This is a genomic window from bacterium (assembly GCA_016699995.1).
GTDB lineage: Bacteria > Patescibacteriota > Doudnabacteria > UBA920 > UBA920 > UBA920.
Window position 1 is genome coordinate 788,035 of the sequence record CP064996.1, and the last position, 19,278, is coordinate 807,312.

Genomic DNA, 19,278 nt, shown 5'->3' on the forward strand with positions numbered 1-19,278 from the left:
CTATTTAACTAATGTTGCGCTCTGAGCGCCAATTTCTGCAGGAGTAACTACCGGATACGGGAAGAGACGGCCGTCTTTGTTGTATGACTGCACAGTATTAAAATCGAGTTTAGTTCCTTCTGGGAGCACAGTGGAAACCGGAGCAGCATTGTTAGTAACGGTCTTCGAGTTATTTTTTGATAACGCTAAATAACCAAGCACGATCGCTGCACCCAAAGCTACTACTATTACGATAAAAGAAATTGTTTTTTTCATCTCGAATTATTTATTAAACTGCTTCGTACACGTAAGTTTTAAGCTTTACAGTAAACCTGGTAACGCCATCGCCGCTAGTTACATCCATATTGCTTACATCTACGATACGGCCAGAAGATTCGACAATTTGCAGGAAGTTGCGGAACTGATCGATATTACCGCTGACAGTAATGTTAACATTGACTGTCTTTAATGCGCGCTTGGCGCCGTAAGGATCTTCGAGTACGGTTTTATTTCCAGCAGCAGGGGTTTTACCAACAGCTTCGTCGGAGATATTGATCTGGGATACTTGCATACCTGAAGATGTGGCGTAGCTTTCAAATAAGATAGAAAGCTGGGTAGCGCGGGTGGCCAAAGGAAGCGCTTCATCGACAAGCTTTATCTGGTTTTCGGAAGTTTCCAGCTTGGAGATGAGCTCATTCATTTCCATTTCATCCGCCTGAATCTGATCCAGTTGACCTTCCGCTGATTTTAACTGATTGCTCTTTTCGACATAAGAATTAAATTTTGGTATTAAAATAAACCAGGCAAAAATAACCAGCACAATTATTATCAAAATAGACTGGAAAAGAGGGTTTTGAGCCTGCTTTGATCTCATTATAGAATTCATGTTTGGAGTATTCATAGCAGTTATTTCTTTAATAGATCTTTATTCAGAGTAAGGCTGAGGCGCATCGAAGTAGCTAGAAGGTTACCCTGTTCCGCTTTGGCTAAGGACATAACTTTTACGTTAGAAAATTGCTTATTATACTCCGGCAAGTCAAAGACCTGCAAAAACTTTTCCGCTTCGGCATACGAAGGAACAGTAACTGTTAACTCTAAAGTTCCGTCATCAGTGGCAGAGATAGAGGTATACTGCGCAGAAGTCAAAGTTACCCGGGCTAATTCTGGGAGCAAGCCGGACCAGTACAGATGAGTAGTCAGGAGCTGATCTATGTTCTTTAACTGTCCTTGCCGAGTCAGCAGCTCTTTGCGCTTTTCGTTGTTTTGCATCTCAGCGACGGTGCTATCGATAGTGCGCTTTACATCAGCGGTCTTTCTTTCTGCCTGCCAGCTGAACAAAAATAGCCCTGCATATAATAGCAAAGCGGCCACTAAGGCTATAGTGACTAAGCGGAGAATCCACTGCTTGCTTCGCGCGCGAATAACGTTAGTATGCGCTTGCGAATCTAATAAATTAATATCTGCCATTTGATGTTAGTTTTTGATTTCTATTATATAGACTATTTGGTTTGTCTTAACGCTAATCCCACAGCTACTGCGATCTGCATTGTAAACCGCTTCAATACCGGCTCGACTTCGGCTGGATAGCTAAGCTGGGCGATACTGTCGCCGTATACCACAGAAGGAGCAAGATCCGAAAAATACTCCTTTAAGCCCGGCATCTGGGAAGCGCCGCCAGCTAGAATAATGCTGTCTACGCCTACGCTGTGTGATTTATAAAGATCCAACACCTGCCTGACCTCTGACTTGATGTTCTCCACTACAGGCTTTACCGCTTCTGGAAGGAACTCTGTTGAATTATTCATTCCGAAGTCTCTCTTGAATTGTTCTGCCCGAGCAGTCTGCAAATTCAATGTCTGGGAAATCTTCTCGGTAATAGTATCCCCTCCGATGTTAAGATTGCGAGTCAGCTGAAGCAAACCTTGCTTTATAAAGTTAATTCCAGTGACTTTTCCACCTATGTCAATTATAACATAATTTTTAGTCTGGTCCTTAATTAAGGCACGAATTAATGCCAAGGCCTCGATTTCTATAATCTCCAGCTCCAAACCTGCCTGTTGAAATATTCTTATATAGATATCCCGAATTTGCTTAGGAACCGCTATCAACAGGATCTTGAAGGTATTATTAGCCATATCTTCGGAGATAAGGCTCCAGGATAATGTGACTTCCGAAAAGGGCAAAGGGATATATTTTTTGGCCTCAAATTGAATAGCCGACTCCAATTCTTCGTCAGTCATTTTTGGCATATCGATTACCGAGGTGAATACGGCGGAATTAGGAAGGCTAACCACGCAACGCTTTGTGGTAGCCCTAGACTTGATTACTAAGTTGCGCAGAAGTTCCACATTCTTGTCGATGGATTCCTGAGTGCTCTGCATAGTGATAGGTTCTGCCAAATCTACTATGCCATAAGTTTCTATCAATTGGTCGTCATCGCGCAGCTGCACCAGCTTAATGGCTTCTGTGCCGATATCAATGCCTAAAATGGATTTGTCTTTACCAAACCACATAAAAAATCTGCTTGTTCTTAATATTAGTCAATTTTATTTTGAAAAATTTTGTTTCGGACTGCGTCTTTCGAGCCTAGAGGTTCATTTTGTCTTTTTTAGAATACTATATTTAAGGGTGTATTGTCAAAATTAAAAAGGTCTGTTACAATACCTGAGTTAGTTAACCATATTTGCCCGTCGAAGATAGACACCACGGGCCTCTAGCTCATCTGGTAGAGCGCCGCATTTGCACTGCGGAGGCGAGCGGTTCGAGTCCGCTGAGGTCCACCAAAAAACCGCCTTAGGGCGGTTTTTTCATACGCAAAATATCTTATACCCAGGCCGCCGGCCTTTATATATAGTATAATTACTTTATGAAATTTATCGTTGGTCCCTTACTCATTGTGCTTGGCGTACTGTTTATGAAGTACACCGTGTGGATTACCCAGCAAGTTGGGAAAGTCGGTTTCGCCGACAAATGGCTAGGCTTCCCGTTTGCGGGCACCTATTCTTGGTGGAGATTGATAGGATTGTTAATGATCGTCGGCGCCCTGCTCTGGATGGGTGGATTCCTGGATTTTGGCACTGCAAATATCGAGATTCCAAACTCCTAAGCTCCGAGCTATGCATCTGCCTCGGGGTATTGATTTTTAACCCGTCTACTGCTAAACTTACTCCTATGTGAGGGCGTGTAGCTCAGATGGTTAGAGCGCGTCACTGATAATGACGAGGTCCCAGGTTCGATTCCTGGCACGCCCACCACCAAAAAATCCGCTAGCCGAAAGGCAGACAGCGGATTTTTTGTTAGACGAGAGATCACCCCCTCTGGACTCTATAAAAGCGAGTCTGAATATTTTTAAAAATTATACTATCAATAGCATAGCAATGAGCATTGCCACGAACGAAGCATTGGCCACTAAGCTGAGATGCTGAACATGGCGCTTAATGGCAATCGCCAAGATCAGAGCCGTAAGTATTCCGGCCAAAATTAATAGCAAGGATTTTTGTTCCCACACTTTAGGATTGAATGAAGTGCCGAAGATGGTAACCTGCGCACCCTCTACATTACCGCCTACGTTAAGGCTTCGGCTGAATTCAGCTACCGGCTGCTGATGCATTTGGCCATTCATGTCGGTAACCTGAACAACTAGGTTATCGTACTGGCCGAGGGACGCGATCGAGATGTCTGCTTTCCATAGGCCGTTGCCAATTGGATCCAGCATCACGCTGCTATTGCCAAAGAAGGCCATGGCTTTAACTGTATTTTCGGAAGCTTGGATTTCTAAATATAATTTATCGCCCTGTAAAGAAGTTTTTGTTTCGATAATCTGCAAAGGAGCAGGGTTAACTGGCGTAACCAGTAATGGCAAGTTGTTAGGACCGGGTGTCGCAACCACTGGTTGCGCTACTGCTGCAGGTGAAGCTAAAGGAGATGCTCCAGACTGTGCGCTAGGAACAGGCAAAGGACCGCTCGCCGCTGGCACAGCTGCCTGAGGGACAGAACTAGGAGCTGGTTGCGGTGCAGGAGCAGCAGCCACCTGAGTAGGCTTATCCTGAGTTGCTACCGGCGCATTAAGAGGATTGGCGAACATTTGTACAACAATCGTAGTTTGATGATTGTCATAGGTTCCTTTTGCAATACCAATGCCAATTTGGGTGAAGTTCTTGTTTAAAATATTTGCGCGGTGACCAGGGCTGTTCATCCAGGCACTTTGCACATCTTCTGCAACCGTAAAGTCGATGGCTAGGTTTTCACCGGCAGTTGTATACTTGTAGCCAACTGCTTTAATGAAGCTCCAAGGAGTTGCGCCGTCCGGAGTGTTATGCGAAAAATACTGGCGGGCCAACATATCGTCCGCTTTATTCTGGGCAGCCTTTGCCAGCAAGCCGCTGGTGGTCAATTCGCCCATGCCGGCATCAACACGGGCGCTGTTGGCCAAACTGACGATTGTTTCGTTAGTGATGGCAGCAGCATCAGCTGTTACGGTCGGACCAAGGGCAACAAAAGAAATGCTCGCCACTTTTATTGTGACAACCAATATGGACAATAACGCCAAAACCCGATGACTCAATGCATGCGGGTGATAATTGTTTCGCTCATGCGGGATCACATGATCGGCTAAAGATCGGGCTGCCCGTTTGAGGGTAGGCATGTCGATAGCGCCAAAAGATTCCGAAATCGGCAAGTAGGTAGACAGGTTATTCATTTGTATTTTTGTTTTTGTTTCGATGGATTTGGCCGAATTTGTTTTTGATTCGGACCAAACTTTCAATTTATCTGTTACTAGTATATCATAATTTTCATAAAAAATCAAGCTCTATTCTATACAAAATTCTAAATATAAAACCTCCCATGCGGGAGGCTTTATTATTTTCTTCGAACCACTGTGGTTGCATCGTAGTTGGTAGAGTCGATGTCAGAGATCATAATGTAACTGACGAGTGACACTCCGGAAACCAACAGAAACACAATTGTCCATATAAACCAGCGGTTATCGGAAACTTCCTTAGGTTTAGTTATCATGGTTGTAGCTTTATTAATCTTATTATACCACAGATTATTCCAACTTAAGCAGTAAAGCCATTATTACTACACCCAGCACGAAGCTGAATATCTGCCAAAACGACTTAACCGGTGAGCGCTCCTTATGGAGCTCCGGAATAATATCAGACATGGCAATATAGATGAAGCTGGCGCCGGCAAAAGCAAGCAAGATTTGCGGCGTTTCCATGTTGGGAGCGAATGCAAGTACGATTACAGCACCCGCGATCGAGGCTAAGGCAGAAATGAAATTATACAGCAAAGCTTTGGCACGGCTCCATCCCCCATGGACGAGAATTGCAAACTGGCCTATCTCCTGAGGTATTTCGTGAAGAACCACTGCGATGGTGGCGGCAATACCCAGAGGCACACTCACCACAAAACTCGCCGCAATAACCATGCCGTCGATAAAGTTGTGCAGAGTATCACCAGCCATACTGGTATAAACTATCGAATGAACCGATTCTTCGTGCTCATCATGCGAATGATGCCATAATATGTATTTCTCCAAGAGGAAAAATATCACAATGCCGATTAGGAAATAAATTCCCATACGCGGTCCGAAACCGACCTCGCTCATCTCCGGAATCACGTGAATAAACACGTCACCCAACAATGCACCGGCCGAGAATCCGACTAAGTAGTGAAGAATTTGCTTTAAGAACTTTTGATTAATTCCCAAAGCGACAATACCAACCAAAGAAACAACGCTCACTACCAATACGCTGATTAAGGTATAAATATATATTTCTGTCATGAATAAAAAATTAGTTTACCTACATATTATATCTGCTAATCGGATAAGAAAAAAGAGGCGCTGCTAAGAGCGCCTCATTATAATTCAAACTAAGGAGCCAGGGCGATTTCGCCGTAATAAGTTGGGTCAAAATTACTCGAGCAGTACTCGCTAGGATCTATTCGCAGGCCGGTGATTATGCCAGACCATTTGTAATGCCAAGTAGAATTCACATGGCCATTGAATGGTCCGATTCCGGATGGGTGATAGTACAAGACCTTGCTCTCATCAAAGAATGGTTCAAAATTTGTCGTGAAATAAATTTTACCACCATAGGAAGAGCAGACGTTATACAGATCCAAATAGACTTGCTTATAATCCGAAGCCTCCGCGGCAATAGAACTGCTGCAAGGCTTTGCCAAACCACAGTTAGTCAAACCGCTGCGCTTAATATACGGATCGTAGTCGCCGTCCATCCATAGCGCATCGCCGCTCACACCCCAAGAACGAAGATTAACCAAGTCCCATAGCTCACGGTTGCCGTATTCTGAGAACTTCCATTTATAGCCGTTCTGGAGCAATACCATGGGGTTGTAAGTTCTGGCTGTTACAGCAAAACCGTCATCCCGATAGTTAAGCGTGCGGCTAGATGGGTAATACGGTTCGGCATTACCATCATCCTTGTCTATCTGGTAATGCAAATGCGCACCGGTTGAATTGCCCCGGCAAACATCTCCCGAACCGCCGCCGCTTTTGCCAATTACTGCCCCCGCATGAACATAATCACCAACACTCACCGGAACCCCGTAACTATAAGTCCTGGATTTTAAGTGGGCAAATGTCTGATATATGGCCTCCCATTGCCTTTGTGGGTGATAGCTACGCACTACTATCAAACCACCCCACGAATTGTCGCATCGCGACACCACTACAGTACCAGCCATTGGCGTTCGTACATCCGTACCAGAACTCACAGCAATATCTACCCCGGGATGCTGGCCGCAGCCCTCACCTCGGCATCCGCTGGAAACGCCATTGTCCTGATTATCCCGGTACAAAGTAGTGTATTTGCTTTTGCCCGTATTTGGACTGCCGTTATAGGTGCCGTTATAATCTGGCACCGAAGCGATAGGTTTGAGTGCCTGAGCAGCTGCACTGCTTGTACATAAAGCAATTGCTACCAAACCCGCCACAACAACTAAAAAGCATTTTACGTTTGAATTGAATTTCATAATCTCCTCCTTAACTATGTTTCAATTCTATCGACAGGCTCTTCAAGCCTGGTTGAAGATTTATTCAAAACCCATTCAACCCGCACACTCTAAACTAAAAATAAAAACCCTTACCAAAGTAAGGGTTAAAATATTTTGCGCTCCAATGCAGTTAAGGAACGGTCCATATTAATTTCTGCCTGCTCGCTATACTTGTCGTGAAAAAATTCTGTGGAGTAGATCCGGTTACGGCTCAGAAAACTTTCCAGAACCTTGATCCGGCCCTTAGTGAAATCCTCTTCCGAAACCCAGCCGTATTCCTTGCGGACGTTGGCTTCGTATTCGTCAAAGATTTCTTTAGGTTGGCCAAGTATAGCCAAGTCGATATCTACCAGAATCTTTTCGTCGTCCTGCTGCGGCAACGCATTATGCTTAGTGATCAAAATCAGCCGGCGCACATCATCTTGTAAAGTTTGCGGCAAGCCAGCCGTGCACATTAGTGCCATGGCGTATTCCGCGCTTAGATCCTCGCTAGTCAGCTCATTGAGGTTAAGCAATTTGGTGTCATACACCACGTCGTGCAACCACAGCGCTAGTTCCACCGCATGGCGGTTAGGAATCTCTAATCGATAAGCTTGCAACTCTCTTAGGCAATGCTCGATGTGGGTCAAAGTATGGTAATACCTATGAGGCTCCGAGTAACGGTCGGCTATCTGATTATAGACTTCGATCGAATTACCTCGTGCTCCCAACTCTCTATACAGACGGATCCATACCCACCGCAAGTCGCTTCTACTGCTCATTTTTCTTCTCCTTAAGCCGTTCAAATACTGGAGGAGGTACCAGCTGAGGCAGCTTAGTTTCCCAATCTTCCCCCATCCAGTAATACTTCACCCAAGTCGAGCTGGTATTACCCAACTCATACGGAGGCATTACAAACCAATGCAATACACTCGGATAGATTGATTCGTTGAATGTAAATAGTCCCTGCTCTTCGACAAAATCTGAAGGGCTTCTCATGCCGCGAATCATATCTGTGACGCGCCTTGCTCTGGCATAATCTATAACTAGCTTGCCGGATGGCAAGATGACAACTTCGACATTTTTGCCACGGCCGGATAAATCTGCAGGGAGGCAGTCGAGAATCATTTGCCTGCGCTCTTCATCGGTAAACATATATTTCTTACCTGGATTAACGGCGATCAAAATGATCAAGTTGTCATGACGCTTGAGTGTCTGATCTACGACGTATTGGTGACCTTTAGTGAACGGGTCAAATGAACCTGCATACAGTGCTAATGTCATAAGTCCTCCTAAATTTCTAACTTTGTAGTATAGGCTTTTTAGACGGTTTTGTAAACACCGGCCATTTGCCCAATTTCAAACAAACAAAAAACACCCTTACGGGCGTCCTTAAACTTTTAGATAAAGTATTTAACAACTAGATAGTGATTAAAATGCAACCGACTACATGTCTTTTGAGTTTCGTCATATTATAAATAATAGACGACGACCACAGAATATCAAGTTCTTGTTTCGAAAAACGAAGAAGCATGAAATTTTATTCCTTAGAAAGGAGGTGATCCATCGACAGCTTCCGCTACCGATGCCTTGTTACGACTTAGCCCCAGTTACGAGTCTCGGATTGGAGCCCAAATAAATGGACGCTTCATCCGCTACCCACTTCCATGGCTTGACGGGCGGTGTGTACAAAACCCGAGAACGTATTCACCGTAGCGAGGCTGATCTACGGTTACTAGCGATTCCGGCTTCATGAGGGCGAGTTGCAGCCCTCAATCCGAACTGGGGGATAGTTTAGAGGATTTGCTCCGGATTGCTCCTTGGCGTCCTTTTGTAATATCCCATTGTAGCACGTGTGTCGCCCAAGGCGTAAGAGCCACGCTGATTTGACGTCATCCCCACCTTCCTCCGGCTTAAACGCCGGCAGTTTCACCAGACACTTGTAACTGGTAATAGGGGTTGCGCTCGTTATCACACTTAAGTGAACACCTCACGGCACGAGCTGACGACAACCGTGCAGCACCTGTGTAGCACCCTCGAAGGCGGATCTATTTCTAGATCTTGCAGCTACATGTCAAGCCTTGGTAAGGTTCCTCGCTTATCGTCGAATTAAACCACATGCTCCACCGCTTGTGCGGGTCCCCGTCAATTCCTTTGAGTTTTAGTCTTGCGACCGTACTCCCCAGGCGGTACATTTAACGCGTTAGCTTAGCTACTAAAGAGGGTCGATACTCCCTAGCAGCGAATGTACATCGTTTACAGCGTGGACTACGGGGGTATCTAATCCCCTTCGCTCCCCACGCTTTCGTCCTAGCAGTGTCAGGTAGCACCCAGAAGTCTGCCTTCGCTATTGGTATTCCGAACGATATCAACGCATTTCACTACTACACCGTTCGTTCTAACTTCCTCTTTGCTCCTCTAGTTTTGCAGTTCCAATGGACAGATTCCGAGTTGAGCTCGGAGATTTCACCACTGGCTAACAAAACCACCTGTCGGCACGCTTTACGCCCAATAATTCCGGATAACGCTTGAGGTCTCTGTATTACCGCTGCTGCTGGCACAGAGTTAGCAACCTCTTATTCGTTAGGTACCGTCAAAATATTCTTCCCTAACAAAAGGACTTTACAATCCGAAGACCTTCATCGTCCACGCGGCGTCGCTGGATCAGGCTTTCGCCCATTGTCCAAAATTCCAAACTGCTGCCTCCCGTAGGAGTCTGGACCGTGTCTCAGTTCCAGTGTGGAGGTTTCCCCTCTCGGGGCCCCTAACCGTCATAGCCTTGGTAAGCTTTTACCTTACCAACTAGCTGATGGTGCCCAGGCCGCTTCTTTAGCGCATTGCTGCTTTAATCTTGCGATCACATTGAGAATTGCTCCACCTTTCGGTGGGTTATGCTCAACTAAAGGTACGTTCCTGGGTATTACTCACCCGTTTGCCGCGGGTCTAAACCCGCTCGACTTGCATGTCTTAGGCACGCCGCCAGCGTTCATCCTGAGCCAGGATCAAACTCTTAAAATAAAACTGCGCACTCTATATATAGAGCTTGCAAGAGTTTGTTCTCACACTATTACACACCGAAGTGTATAGTGCTCATTGGAGAACTTGGCGATAGATTTATTTTTAAACGTTCTATCAGACGTTTGAAGTATTATTGAACTCAAAAAACTTGACGTAATCAATTCCCATACAAACAGACGCGACGGGCAAGCCCGTCACTTCTCTTAAATATAGGCGACAATCTACAAATGCATCCATATATAGATGCAAAAGTTTTGTACAACATTTTAATCACTATGCAGTTGTCAAAGTACTATATGGTTTCGCTAATTAGGAGTATAAAAAACACTCAAAGTGACCTTTGAAGTGCTCATTTCCCGGCATGGCCGGCCCTAGATAATCACCGTAGTTACATCTAAGTGGAATTGAGGTGTGTTTGCTTTTAAATATTCTTAATTAGGATTCAAACCAATCTTCTACTATATTAGAGGTTTTGCTGGAGCTTGTCAAGGGTTTTTTTATGAATTATGATCAATTTTAAGAAAGCCAAAATCAAGGAGGCAAATTATGGATACTCGATTCATTTTTGCTTATGGATATGGGGATAATACCCCTCAAAGCATCAAAACTGTTGAGCTAATTAAGAAGGCCGGGCCCAAAGGCATAGGCTGGTGGGAAATAGAAGCCGAACTAGCTTTGCAAAATAAGTCTAAAATCGGAGCCCGTCCGTCATTAGGAATCATGCCCTGGGCAGAGCCAAGCAGGGTCGGATCCAGGCTAAGCGGGGTGCTTATACCCCTTACTACCAATCGCCTCGTGATGGAGAACCTGGAGATGATCGAAAGTGAGGGCCATGCTATCGGATTCACAACTTTACGAAAAGAAGTATGGGATGAATCCAACGGCGAATGCTGGCTCGACCTGCAGATCAAACCGGACGGCAACCAGCTTATAGGAATACTTTCTCTGTTGGATAAAAAAATGAAAGCGTATCCGACAATGATGTAAAACATAAAACTTACGATTCAATCGTAAGTTTTTTTATTTCAATATTTAAGCTTGTATAAATACCCCCGCATGCATAAATATCCCTTCGCCGACTTACTGATTAGGAGTATTATTCAGGCTCTTCCAAAGATAGCGGCTGGCAGTAGTTCTATGGGGAGACCATTTTTTTGTAATGCGTTCGAGCTGCTTTTCGGTGGGCGGTTTCTTGAGCTTATAAAGCTTGATAATGGCATTGCGCAATCCTAAATCACCATTACTAAACACATCCGGACGCATTAAGCTAAACATCAAAAACATTTCCGCAGTCCACCGGCCAATGCCTTTAATTTTTACCAGCTCAGCAATAACTTCTTCGTCTGTCATTCGATTAAGGCTGTTAAGCCGCACTTCTTTGGCAATTACTTTACTGCAGACATCTTTGATATAACTAATCTTCTGGTAAGATAAACCGGCTGCGCGCATTTTACTGTCATTAGTCCTTAATATCACTTCGGGCTTGGGGAATTTCTTGTTTGGAAATAAAGCCAAAAACCGGGCATAGATCGTATCAGCTGCTTTTACCGAAAGCTGCTGGGAAACTATGACTTCTACTAACGACTCCAGGTGGGTACGGCGCGACTTCTTGCGCGGCTCCATGATGTTCAATTTTATGAAGCTTCCCAAAATAGGGTCAGCCAATATTAAGTGCTTCTCCGGGTTCTGGTTCATAAGTAATTTGGTCTACAGAAATTGATTTTTGGTTAATAGCCACCACAGGCGTACCCGGCTTTAGTACTGAATTACCCAGACGGGTCTTAGTCGTAACCTGCTTCATTGCCTTTAACAAAGTCTCCCCATCTACTTCGCGAGCTGAGTGCTGCAAAAAATCCCATAAGACTTTGGCGTCATCGAAAGCACGGTGGCGATTAGCGCATTCAAAGTTATACCGTTCTATAATGGCGCTTAAATTATGCCTTTTATGTTCTTTATAAAGGGCGCGCGAAAGTCGGACAGTACACATACGGTCCAGGTTAAACGCCAAATCGGCTTTGCGGAATTCTTCACGCAAAAAATTATAATCGAACGTGACGTTATGAGCCACAAAAATGGCGTCTTCAAACTTAGCAAGTAAATCTTCGGCAATATCTTCGAACAGCGGAGCATTGGCCACGTCTTGGTCGCTGATTCCAGTCATGCGCGTAATAAATTCCGGGATCTCCTGCTTCGGATTTATAAGAGTTTGGAACTGCTCCACGACTTCGCCGCGCTCTATGCGCAATAAGCCGATCTCGATAATACGACTAAAAAACGGGCTTCCGCCAGTTGTTTCCACATCTACAATTGTAAAGTTTTGCTCGTTCAACATTGTCTATATTATAGCTAGGATTAAGGCACTGGTAAATTAAAGGGTTATAGCGACCCTTTATAAAATAAAAAGACGTAAAATTACGTCTTATGAATTACAAGGCATCTCCGTCTCTGTTATCAATCTCACTTCTAGCGAAATTTTCATTAATTTAAGACGGATGAACGTAGGCAATAATAGCTGTCAAACGAGTACTAGTCTCATTAATCTGGGTCTGCAACCATTCAACACTTTTTACTTGTCCGGTTTGCTCCTGGATTCTTTCACTAAATACATTAACCTCTCTGGTAAGGTCCGCCAATACTCCTACTGTGGACTGATGAAATTCAGCAGAAAAAACCTGATATTTAACTACTTTTCCAAACATTATTTAATTCCTCCTTTTCGAAATAACGTCACATCATAGCTAAAATTTTTGCTAGTGTCAATAAAAAAGCACCAACTTAGTTGGTGCTTTAATTAAGCTGTCGAACAGGCAAATTCGGCTGGTGCCAAATCTTCACCCCACTTCTTCTCCTTATTATCGCTACCATTGTTTAACTCAAGGTCGCACAAGTGTCTGTAATAAGGACAGGTTATCAGTAATTCATCGTGAGTGCCCTCCCCGATCATCTCGCCGTTTTGCATTACAACAATGCGCTGGGCGATTTTGACTGTCGACAAACGGTGGGCAATAACAAACACGGTTTTGTTTTCGTGCTGGTTAACCAGACGGGACAGCGATTCCTGGACTTCCTTCTGGGAAGACCCGTCCAAAGAGCTGGTTGCCTCGTCGAGCACTAATACCCGGGAAGATTCCCGAATAAACGCCCGCGCAATAGCAATGCGCTGCTGCTGGCCACCAGAAAGATAAACGCCATGTTCGCCGACTTTGCTGTGAATGCCGTTCGGCAAGCTTTCGACAAAGTCCCAGGCATAAGCCTGCTTAAGCGCGTTCTCAATTTCCAGATCGGTTGCATCCCATTTACCGAGGGCAACATTTTCTGCGATCGTAGAACTGAGCAAAGAGGATCTTTGTGGCACCACGGCCAATCCTTCGCTGCGATAGCGGTGAAGGTCAAGCTCGCGGATATCTATACCATCAACTTCGACCACGCCGCTGGTTGCAGGACGCTCGCCTGCTATTAGGCAAGCCAGCGTGGATTTGCCACCGCCAGATTCTCCGACCAAGGCAATGACTTCTCCTGCATTAACTTCTAAGTTAATGTTGCGCAGGGCCCATTTTTCTTTACCCGGATACTGGAACGACACATCTTTAAAGCGAATCGCACCCTCCAGCTTTTGCGGCCATTTAGGCTGCTCCGGCTGCGGCATGTCGCTAGGAGTGTTAAAGAACTCTACCATCTCGCGCAGCGACTGCATCCCGCGATAGTAATAGCGAAAGAAGTCGTTAAGCTGATACAAGTTGTTCAGCATGCGCGTCATCCAAAACATAGCCATAACCATTGCGCCGACAGTAATGCCAACGCCGTACTGAGTTTGTCCCACCAGCAACCAGTAAAACACAACGGTTAAGGTGGCAACCAACACTTCATGGGTTGTTAGGCGATTTCGCCAGGGCCTATGCCGATCTCGGTCATCGCTCCAGTATTGATTATAAGAATCGCAATGCTTTTGAACATATTCATGTTCCCTGCCAAATGAACGCAAGGCGTACCAGTTGGAAGTCAAGCTTTTTGAATGCTCACTAATCTCTTCGCGCTGGTTATACCAGCTCTTAGACAATCTTTTCATTGTTGGCAGATTGATTCTCGCCAATACCAGATAAAGAGCAAAACAAATAAGTCCGTAAACCAACAGTTGCCAGCCGATTATCAGCAGAGCAAAAGCCGTGATGACAATTCTCATGATTACAGGTAAAGCTCCGTAACCTAGAAAGCCGACAATATATTCCAACCGGTCGATATTTTCTTTTACCTTCGAATCCTTCTCGCCAGTGGAATGCTCAACGTGCCATGAAGTAGGCAGGTTCAGCATTTTATCCATCGCAGCAGCATGCATAGTTGCAAACTCGCCGCAAAAGAAATCGTTGCGCACATTATCCATTTTAGTGTGGACGAACGCACCTAGCACCAACGAGACCAAAAGAAACGCTGTCAGATAAATGAACTGGGAAATATTTAGCGGCTGCTGCTGAGCAACCGTCTGCACAATGATTTCTGTAATGCCTTGGACAGGCCAATACTGGACGATCATTATGATCTCGCAGGCCAAAATCAGCAGCAAAGTCTGAATCAACAGTTTCTTAAGCTTGGGCCATTCTTGGTCGAAAAACTTAGATGCATGACGCAGAGCCATGATATCTTTCCATATTTTCCTCACAATTTTTTCCTCCTATTTGTTGTCAAAGTATTGCGGAATTACCCACTAAAAAGAACAAAAATCCCGGCTGTTTTCGCCGAGTTTATTAAGGTTTCTTAAGTTTTATTTCAAGAAATCTAAGTTAACACGGCAAAAAACCATTTGCGTAAAACGCAATGCGACCGGATACAATATTCAATTGTGGCACGATTGTGTGCATGGTCATGGCTTTGCCTTTCTGTGCCATCTCTATTGCTTGGCTAGCAATTCGAGGCCCATTAGTTAATTAATAAGACGGTGTTATAACCGTAACGTTACAGTTTATACTAAATTTTTACGCATGTCAAGATGGCCCATGCATACATCCATTTATTATTTTTCAGTTGTGATTCACGTCTGTCCCTGATCGCTGGTTATTTAGAACACAGTTTTCTATTGACATAGGAGACTACACTTGATACGATAACTCCTAAAACAAATATAGGAGGATGAATTATATGGAACCTAAGCGATTAGGTTTGGACGTAGGCAACGTCCTGGTTATGGCCACGCAACAGGAAGCATTGCAAGATGACTTTTTGCTTCGCAAGCCTACCGACAACGCTTTCGAAACGATCGCGTCATTGGTGCAGGAAAAAATATTTGAGCCAGAGAATATTTTCATAATCTCTGCATGCGGCCCGGATACCGAACAAAAAACCAAACAGTGGTTCCGACATCACCGAATTTTTCACCGAGTCGGCATCCGTTCGAAAAATTGGTATTTTGTTCGCCACCGAAGCGACAAAGCACCGGTCTGCAGAGCCCTAGGAATAACTCACTTTGTGGACGATCGATTGGATGTTCTCGACAACATTCACAGGGAATCACCGAGAACAAAGTTGTTTGCTTTCAATCCCAGGTCTATGATGATGAGCTTGGCGCAGTGGCAATACATAACAGTCGTGAATAATTTTGTAGAATTAGAAGCCAAATTAAAAACCGCTTGAGACTCAAGCGGTTTTATTTTCACGACTATTTTAGCTATTGAATGATCTTATCGATAATGCCGTACTTTTTGGCTTCTTCCGGAATCATGAAGTAATCACGGTCGGTGTCCTGTTCGATTTTCTTTAGCGGCTGGCCGGTGTGCTTAGCCATGATCTCGTTAATCTGATTCTTAATGCGCAGCATTTCGCGAGCCTGGATCTCTACATCCTTTTGCTGACCCTCTACACCGCCCATAACTTGGTGAATCATGATGCGGGCATTAGGCAAGGCAAAGCGCTTGCCTTTTGTGCCGCTAGCAAGCAGCACCGCAGCAGCAGAAGCCGCCTGGCCAACACAAATAGTAGCTACGTCAGCTTTAATGTGCTGAATCGTGTCGTACATAGCCATGGCCGAAGTCACGCTGCCGCCTGGGGAATTAATATATATCTTTACATCTTCTTTGGCGTTTTCGGCATCCAAGAACAATAGCTGGGCAATTAAAGTATTAGCCACAGCATCGTCGATGGGTTCGCCTAGAAAGATAATGCGCTCTTTGAGCAAACGGCTATAAATATCGTATGCGCGTTCACCCATCGGAGACTTATCGATAACCATTGGTACTAAAGGCATAGGTTTAAAATGATTAATAATTATTTGCCGCGGGGGTTACCCATGTACGGCCACAAACGGTTTATGCTCGAACTTCTTCTTCGCTGGCTGCTTCTTCTGCTACATCTTCTTCTACAGTATTAGCAAGGGGGGTTTCTTCTGCAGTACCTGCTTCTTCGTAGCTGCCGGCTTCAGCAGCTTCGGAAACTTCAGTAGCTTCGGAAGCTTCAGCTTCCACAGCTTCGCCGCTTTCTTGACTAGCTGCGCTGCCACCTTCGGAAGCAATGTCGATTTTCCAGCCTGTTAAGCGAGCTGCCAGGCGAACGTTTTGTCCGCTCTTGCCAATGGCCAAAGACAATTGATCTTCGAGTACACCAACTTGAGCAGACTGTTCTTCCTGATTCAACTGAACGTTTAAAATCTTGGCAGGAGACAAAGAGTTAGCAATAAACTTTACGGGGTCTTCGCTCCATTCAATTATGTCGATTTTCTCGCCGCCAAGCTCGCCCATAACAGTTTGCACGCGGGTTCCTTTTTGACCAACACAGGCACCGATTGGGTCAATGCCTTCCTGGGTAGAAGTAACTGCGATCTTACTGCGGCTGCCGGCTTCGCGGGCAACGGCTTTAATCTCGACAGTGCCGTTAAAGATTTCTGGAACTTCCAATTCGAACAGCTTGCGGACCATATCCGGATGGCTGCGCGACAAAGTAATCTTCGGACCTTTGCTGGTTGGCTCTACATGAAGGATCAAAACTTTAAAGCGCTGGCCGACTTCATACTTTTCGTTGCGGATCTGTTCGGACGGGAACAAAATACCAACAGCTTTTCCGAGATCGATTAAAACCGTGTCGCCTTCGACACGTTGGATTACACCATTAATGAGGGTGCGTTCTTTAGCTTTGAAGTCAGAGAACTGCATGTTGCGTTCTGCTTCGCGTAATTTTTGGATAATAACCTGCTTTGCAGTCTGAGCAGCAATACGGCCGAATTCCATGCCATCTTTTGGAGTGATCTCCTGGCGAATTACATCGCCGGCCTTAGCGCCCTTTTGCCATTCCTGGGCCAATTCGATGCTTATTTCCTTTTGCTGATCTTCTATTTCTTCCTGGTTAATGGGCACTACAGTTTTTTCGTCGAAAATCTTGGCAGACAAATCCTCTGCATTAAATTCCACGACAGGGTTCTGTCCTGGTTCGCCGAAATCTTTACGAAATGCTGCTGCCAAAGAGGCTTCGATCATTTCGATGATCTCTTCGCGGGAAATACCTTTTTCTTCGGCAATTTGCGCCAAAGCTTGTTCTAATTGTTCGTTCATATTTAATTGCGCGTAACTACTAGTCGAGCAGTTAACTATTTAATTGTTTAGGGTTCATGATATTGCTTAAGAAAGATCTCGTTCGCACAGCCGCCAGAATTTCTGAAGGAAATTCGCCAGCGGCGTAGCGACGGAAGCTTTCGTAGCAATATCATGGGCCATTAAACTAAATAAAAAGCGAGCTATGAGCTCACCTAGTTCAGTTCTACGGCATTTGTAATTATTTTACTATATTTTACGAATTTGTCAAGGCTGGAGGCAGGCAGGGCGCGGGCGGCAGAACTTAATAAAATTGCGCAGACATCGATGCGGGGCTGCAAATTTCGATATTGGGAATGGCGGGCCAAAAACCACGTCACCACTTTTAATAAGCGGGCCTGCTTTTGCGCCGGCACGGCCTCCTCTGGCAAGCCATACTTGCTAGACACGCGAGTTTTTACTTCCACAAAAATTATCTGGTTTTTGCCTAAGACGATTAAATCTATCTCACCCATCTGCTTGCCGGTGTGATTAAAGGAGTTGCGAGTTAGCAGCTTATACCCCTGTCTAATATATAGACGAGCTGCATAGTTCTCGCCCCATGCGCCCAATGTTTTATCCTGATTCATTGCCTAAGATTAGCAATAACCGGTTCAACTTGGCTTCAATAATTTCTCAAAATTGAACAAAGAGAATGCAAGAAAAAAAGACCCGTGGGTCTTTTACTTTTTCATATTCAGATACTTTTCCTTGAGCTGTTCTTTATTAAGCAAGTTCATATCCTTGCGATACTGAAACAGAAAATACTTGAGAGGCTTAATGAGGAAGTAAATTCCCGCCAATCCGATCAGCAAAGCAGTGGTACGGCTTCCTAAAGCAGATACATATTGCCACCGCAACACGTACCATATCATTTCCAGCAAGCCTATGGTCATAAAGACGGAGCTCAAGCGGCCAAATTGCGGTCGCTTCAGTTTATCTGAGCTCAGTAAGCGAACGATGAGAAAAACAACACCCAATACCACCAGAGCCGCTCCGAAATACAAAATAACTTTATCTGTTAAGTGCACTACGCCGCGCTCGATACCAAACCAATATTGCTTGGTAATAAATTCATTCCAGTTGATAGTCATAGGAATATTTTACCCATATTCCCGCCTTCGGGCAAGAGGATAAAAAAACCGGCCAAAGCCGGTTGGTAAATATGAGGCGGTTATTTACCCCAAAAGAATTATTGTTTTTCAAATACCATGGCGTAGTGGTACACATCGCCGTTTAAGTCTTTGGTGTGACGAAAACCCAGCTGCTCCAATTCGGCTCGAAGATCATGCTCAGAAATGCGCTTTTCCATGCTTGGACCAAATGGGCTATGCTCATCTTTCCAGTCGACGGTCAGCAGCTTGCCGCCGGTTCTAAGCAAGGCATAAGCATTCTTTAGCAAAGCATGACGGTCTTTGACTTCGTGCAAAATACTTGCGGCAATGACGCCATCTTCTGCCCCATGGGGAACCTTGTCAAAAGGCTTTTCCAAATCTGCTTGGTATACTTCTACATTATGCAAACCGCTTTGTATCGTAATAGATTTAGTTGCAGCCAATTTTGAATCCTGAACATCCACGGCTGCCACGCGCCCGGTGTTGCCGACAATCTTCCCGGCGGCCAAAGTATAAAAGCCGCTGCCACAGCCAAGGTCGGTGACTTTGTTGCCGGCTTTTAGGCCCATATGGGCGACGACTTTTTCTGGTTTGATAAATTGCATTTTACTTTTGGT

At 44.9% G+C, this 19,278-nt stretch carries 22 protein-coding genes, 2 tRNA genes and 1 rRNA gene; 5 read left to right on the top strand and 20 right to left on the bottom strand.

Going from position 1 to position 19,278, the window contains the following annotated elements:
• The 4 genes from IPM19_04210 to pilM are packed head-to-tail and all read right to left on the bottom strand — an operon-like array spanning position 1 to position 2,492.
• Entirely contained in the window at positions 1-255 is a 255-nt protein-coding gene (locus IPM19_04210) for a hypothetical protein (GenBank protein ID QQS22802.1), read from the bottom strand.
• 13 nt (positions 256-268) lie between these two features.
• Positions 269-880 (bottom strand): hypothetical protein, encoded by a 612-nt coding sequence (locus tag IPM19_04215; protein QQS22803.1) that lies wholly within the window; start codon positions 878-880, stop codon positions 269-271.
• 5 nt (positions 881-885) lie between these two features.
• Positions 886-1,446, bottom strand: coding sequence for a hypothetical protein (locus IPM19_04220; GenBank protein QQS22804.1), 561 nt, complete (start codon positions 1,444-1,446; stop codon positions 886-888).
• 32 nt (positions 1,447-1,478) lie between these two features.
• Positions 1,479-2,492 (bottom strand): type IV pilus assembly protein PilM, encoded by a 1,014-nt coding sequence (gene pilM, locus IPM19_04225; GenBank protein ID QQS22805.1) that lies wholly within the window; start codon positions 2,490-2,492, stop codon positions 1,479-1,481.
• 194 nt (positions 2,493-2,686) lie between these two features.
• Here pilM and IPM19_04230 point away from each other — a divergent pair.
• From IPM19_04230 to IPM19_04240, 3 genes are all read left to right on the top strand, one after another.
• Positions 2,687-2,762 (top strand) — tRNA-Ala (locus IPM19_04230).
• A gap of 83 nt (positions 2,763-2,845) precedes the next feature.
• Positions 2,846-3,085, top strand: a complete 240-nt coding sequence (locus tag IPM19_04235) for a hypothetical protein (GenBank protein ID QQS22806.1) — start codon at positions 2,846-2,848, stop codon at positions 3,083-3,085.
• A gap of 71 nt (positions 3,086-3,156) precedes the next feature.
• Positions 3,157-3,233: transfer RNA gene (locus tag IPM19_04240), tRNA-Ile, on the top strand.
• 101 nt (positions 3,234-3,334) lie between these two features.
• Here the strand turns inward: IPM19_04240 and IPM19_04245 are convergent.
• From IPM19_04245 to IPM19_04275, 7 genes are all read right to left on the bottom strand, one after another.
• The gene (locus tag IPM19_04245) at positions 3,335-4,678 is read right to left on the bottom strand and encodes a hypothetical protein (GenBank protein ID QQS22807.1); all 1,344 of its coding nucleotides are present in this window, start codon (positions 4,676-4,678) and stop codon (positions 3,335-3,337) included.
• A gap of 161 nt (positions 4,679-4,839) precedes the next feature.
• Positions 4,840-4,995: a hypothetical protein gene (locus tag IPM19_04250; GenBank protein ID QQS22808.1), complete on the bottom strand. Its 156-nt coding sequence runs from the start codon at positions 4,993-4,995 to the stop codon at positions 4,840-4,842.
• Between the two features lie 34 nt (positions 4,996-5,029).
• Entirely contained in the window at positions 5,030-5,770 is a 741-nt protein-coding gene (locus IPM19_04255) for a ZIP family metal transporter (GenBank protein QQS22809.1), read from the bottom strand.
• An 89-nt stretch (positions 5,771-5,859) separates the two neighbouring features.
• The gene (locus IPM19_04260; GenBank protein QQS22810.1) at positions 5,860-6,981 is read right to left on the bottom strand and encodes a M23 family metallopeptidase; all 1,122 of its coding nucleotides are present in this window, start codon (positions 6,979-6,981) and stop codon (positions 5,860-5,862) included.
• Positions 6,982-7,106: 125 nt separating this feature from the next.
• Positions 7,107-7,763, bottom strand: a complete 657-nt coding sequence (locus IPM19_04265) for a hypothetical protein (protein ID QQS22811.1) — start codon at positions 7,761-7,763, stop codon at positions 7,107-7,109.
• Entirely contained in the window at positions 7,753-8,265 is a 513-nt protein-coding gene (gene coaD / locus IPM19_04270; GenBank protein ID QQS22812.1) for a pantetheine-phosphate adenylyltransferase, read from the bottom strand. The genes IPM19_04265 and coaD overlap by 11 nt, the downstream gene beginning before the upstream one ends.
• A 267-nt stretch (positions 8,266-8,532) precedes the next feature.
• Positions 8,533-9,999, bottom strand: a 16S ribosomal RNA gene (locus tag IPM19_04275).
• Between the two features lie 546 nt (positions 10,000-10,545).
• Here IPM19_04275 and IPM19_04280 point away from each other — a divergent pair.
• Complete coding sequence (locus tag IPM19_04280) at positions 10,546-10,986, top strand: hypothetical protein (protein QQS22813.1); 441 nt, start codon at positions 10,546-10,548, stop codon at positions 10,984-10,986.
• A gap of 93 nt (positions 10,987-11,079) precedes the next feature.
• Here IPM19_04280 and IPM19_04285 read toward each other — a convergent pair whose 3' ends face one another.
• The 4 genes from IPM19_04285 to IPM19_04300 all read right to left on the bottom strand — a co-directional run bounded on the left by IPM19_04285 (position 11,080) and on the right by IPM19_04300 (position 14,653).
• A complete protein-coding gene (locus tag IPM19_04285; GenBank protein QQS22814.1) occupies positions 11,080-11,694 on the bottom strand; it encodes a DNA-3-methyladenine glycosylase 2 family protein in 615 nt (204 codons plus the stop codon).
• Positions 11,657-12,331: a 3'-5' exonuclease gene (locus IPM19_04290; GenBank protein QQS22815.1), complete on the bottom strand. Its 675-nt coding sequence runs from the start codon at positions 12,329-12,331 to the stop codon at positions 11,657-11,659. The genes IPM19_04285 and IPM19_04290 overlap by 38 nt, the downstream gene beginning before the upstream one ends.
• A gap of 151 nt (positions 12,332-12,482) precedes the next feature.
• Complete coding sequence (locus IPM19_04295; GenBank protein ID QQS22816.1) at positions 12,483-12,698, bottom strand: hypothetical protein; 216 nt, start codon at positions 12,696-12,698, stop codon at positions 12,483-12,485.
• Positions 12,699-12,790: 92 nt separating this feature from the next.
• Entirely contained in the window at positions 12,791-14,653 is a 1,863-nt protein-coding gene (locus IPM19_04300; protein QQS22817.1) for an ABC transporter ATP-binding protein, read from the bottom strand.
• Positions 14,654-15,129: 476 nt separating this feature from the next.
• Here IPM19_04300 and IPM19_04305 point away from each other — a divergent pair, with 476 nt between their 5' ends.
• Positions 15,130-15,621, top strand: coding sequence for a hypothetical protein (locus IPM19_04305; protein QQS22818.1), 492 nt, complete (start codon positions 15,130-15,132; stop codon positions 15,619-15,621).
• A 34-nt stretch (positions 15,622-15,655) separates the two neighbouring features.
• Here the strand turns inward: IPM19_04305 and IPM19_04310 are convergent, their stop codons facing one another.
• The 5 genes from IPM19_04310 to IPM19_04330 all read right to left on the bottom strand — a co-directional run bounded on the left by IPM19_04310 (position 15,656) and on the right by IPM19_04330 (position 19,266).
• Positions 15,656-16,231, bottom strand: a complete 576-nt coding sequence (locus IPM19_04310) for an ATP-dependent Clp protease proteolytic subunit (protein QQS22819.1) — start codon at positions 16,229-16,231, stop codon at positions 15,656-15,658.
• A 61-nt stretch (positions 16,232-16,292) separates the two neighbouring features.
• Positions 16,293-17,528 carry a transcription termination/antitermination protein NusA gene (nusA, locus tag IPM19_04315; GenBank protein QQS22820.1) on the bottom strand — a complete coding sequence of 412 codons (1,236 nt, stop codon included), beginning with the start codon at positions 17,526-17,528 and terminating at the stop codon, positions 16,293-16,295.
• 194 nt (positions 17,529-17,722) lie between these two features.
• On the bottom strand, positions 17,723-18,136 hold the full coding sequence (locus IPM19_04320; protein ID QQS22821.1) for a YraN family protein: 414 nt from the start codon (positions 18,134-18,136) through the stop codon (positions 17,723-17,725).
• Between the two features lie 93 nt (positions 18,137-18,229).
• A complete protein-coding gene (locus IPM19_04325) occupies positions 18,230-18,640 on the bottom strand; it encodes a hypothetical protein (protein ID QQS22822.1) in 411 nt (136 codons plus the stop codon).
• A 98-nt stretch (positions 18,641-18,738) separates the two neighbouring features.
• Positions 18,739-19,266, bottom strand: a complete 528-nt coding sequence (locus IPM19_04330) for a class I SAM-dependent methyltransferase (GenBank protein QQS22823.1) — start codon at positions 19,264-19,266, stop codon at positions 18,739-18,741.
• Positions 19,267-19,278 lie beyond the last annotated feature (12 nt).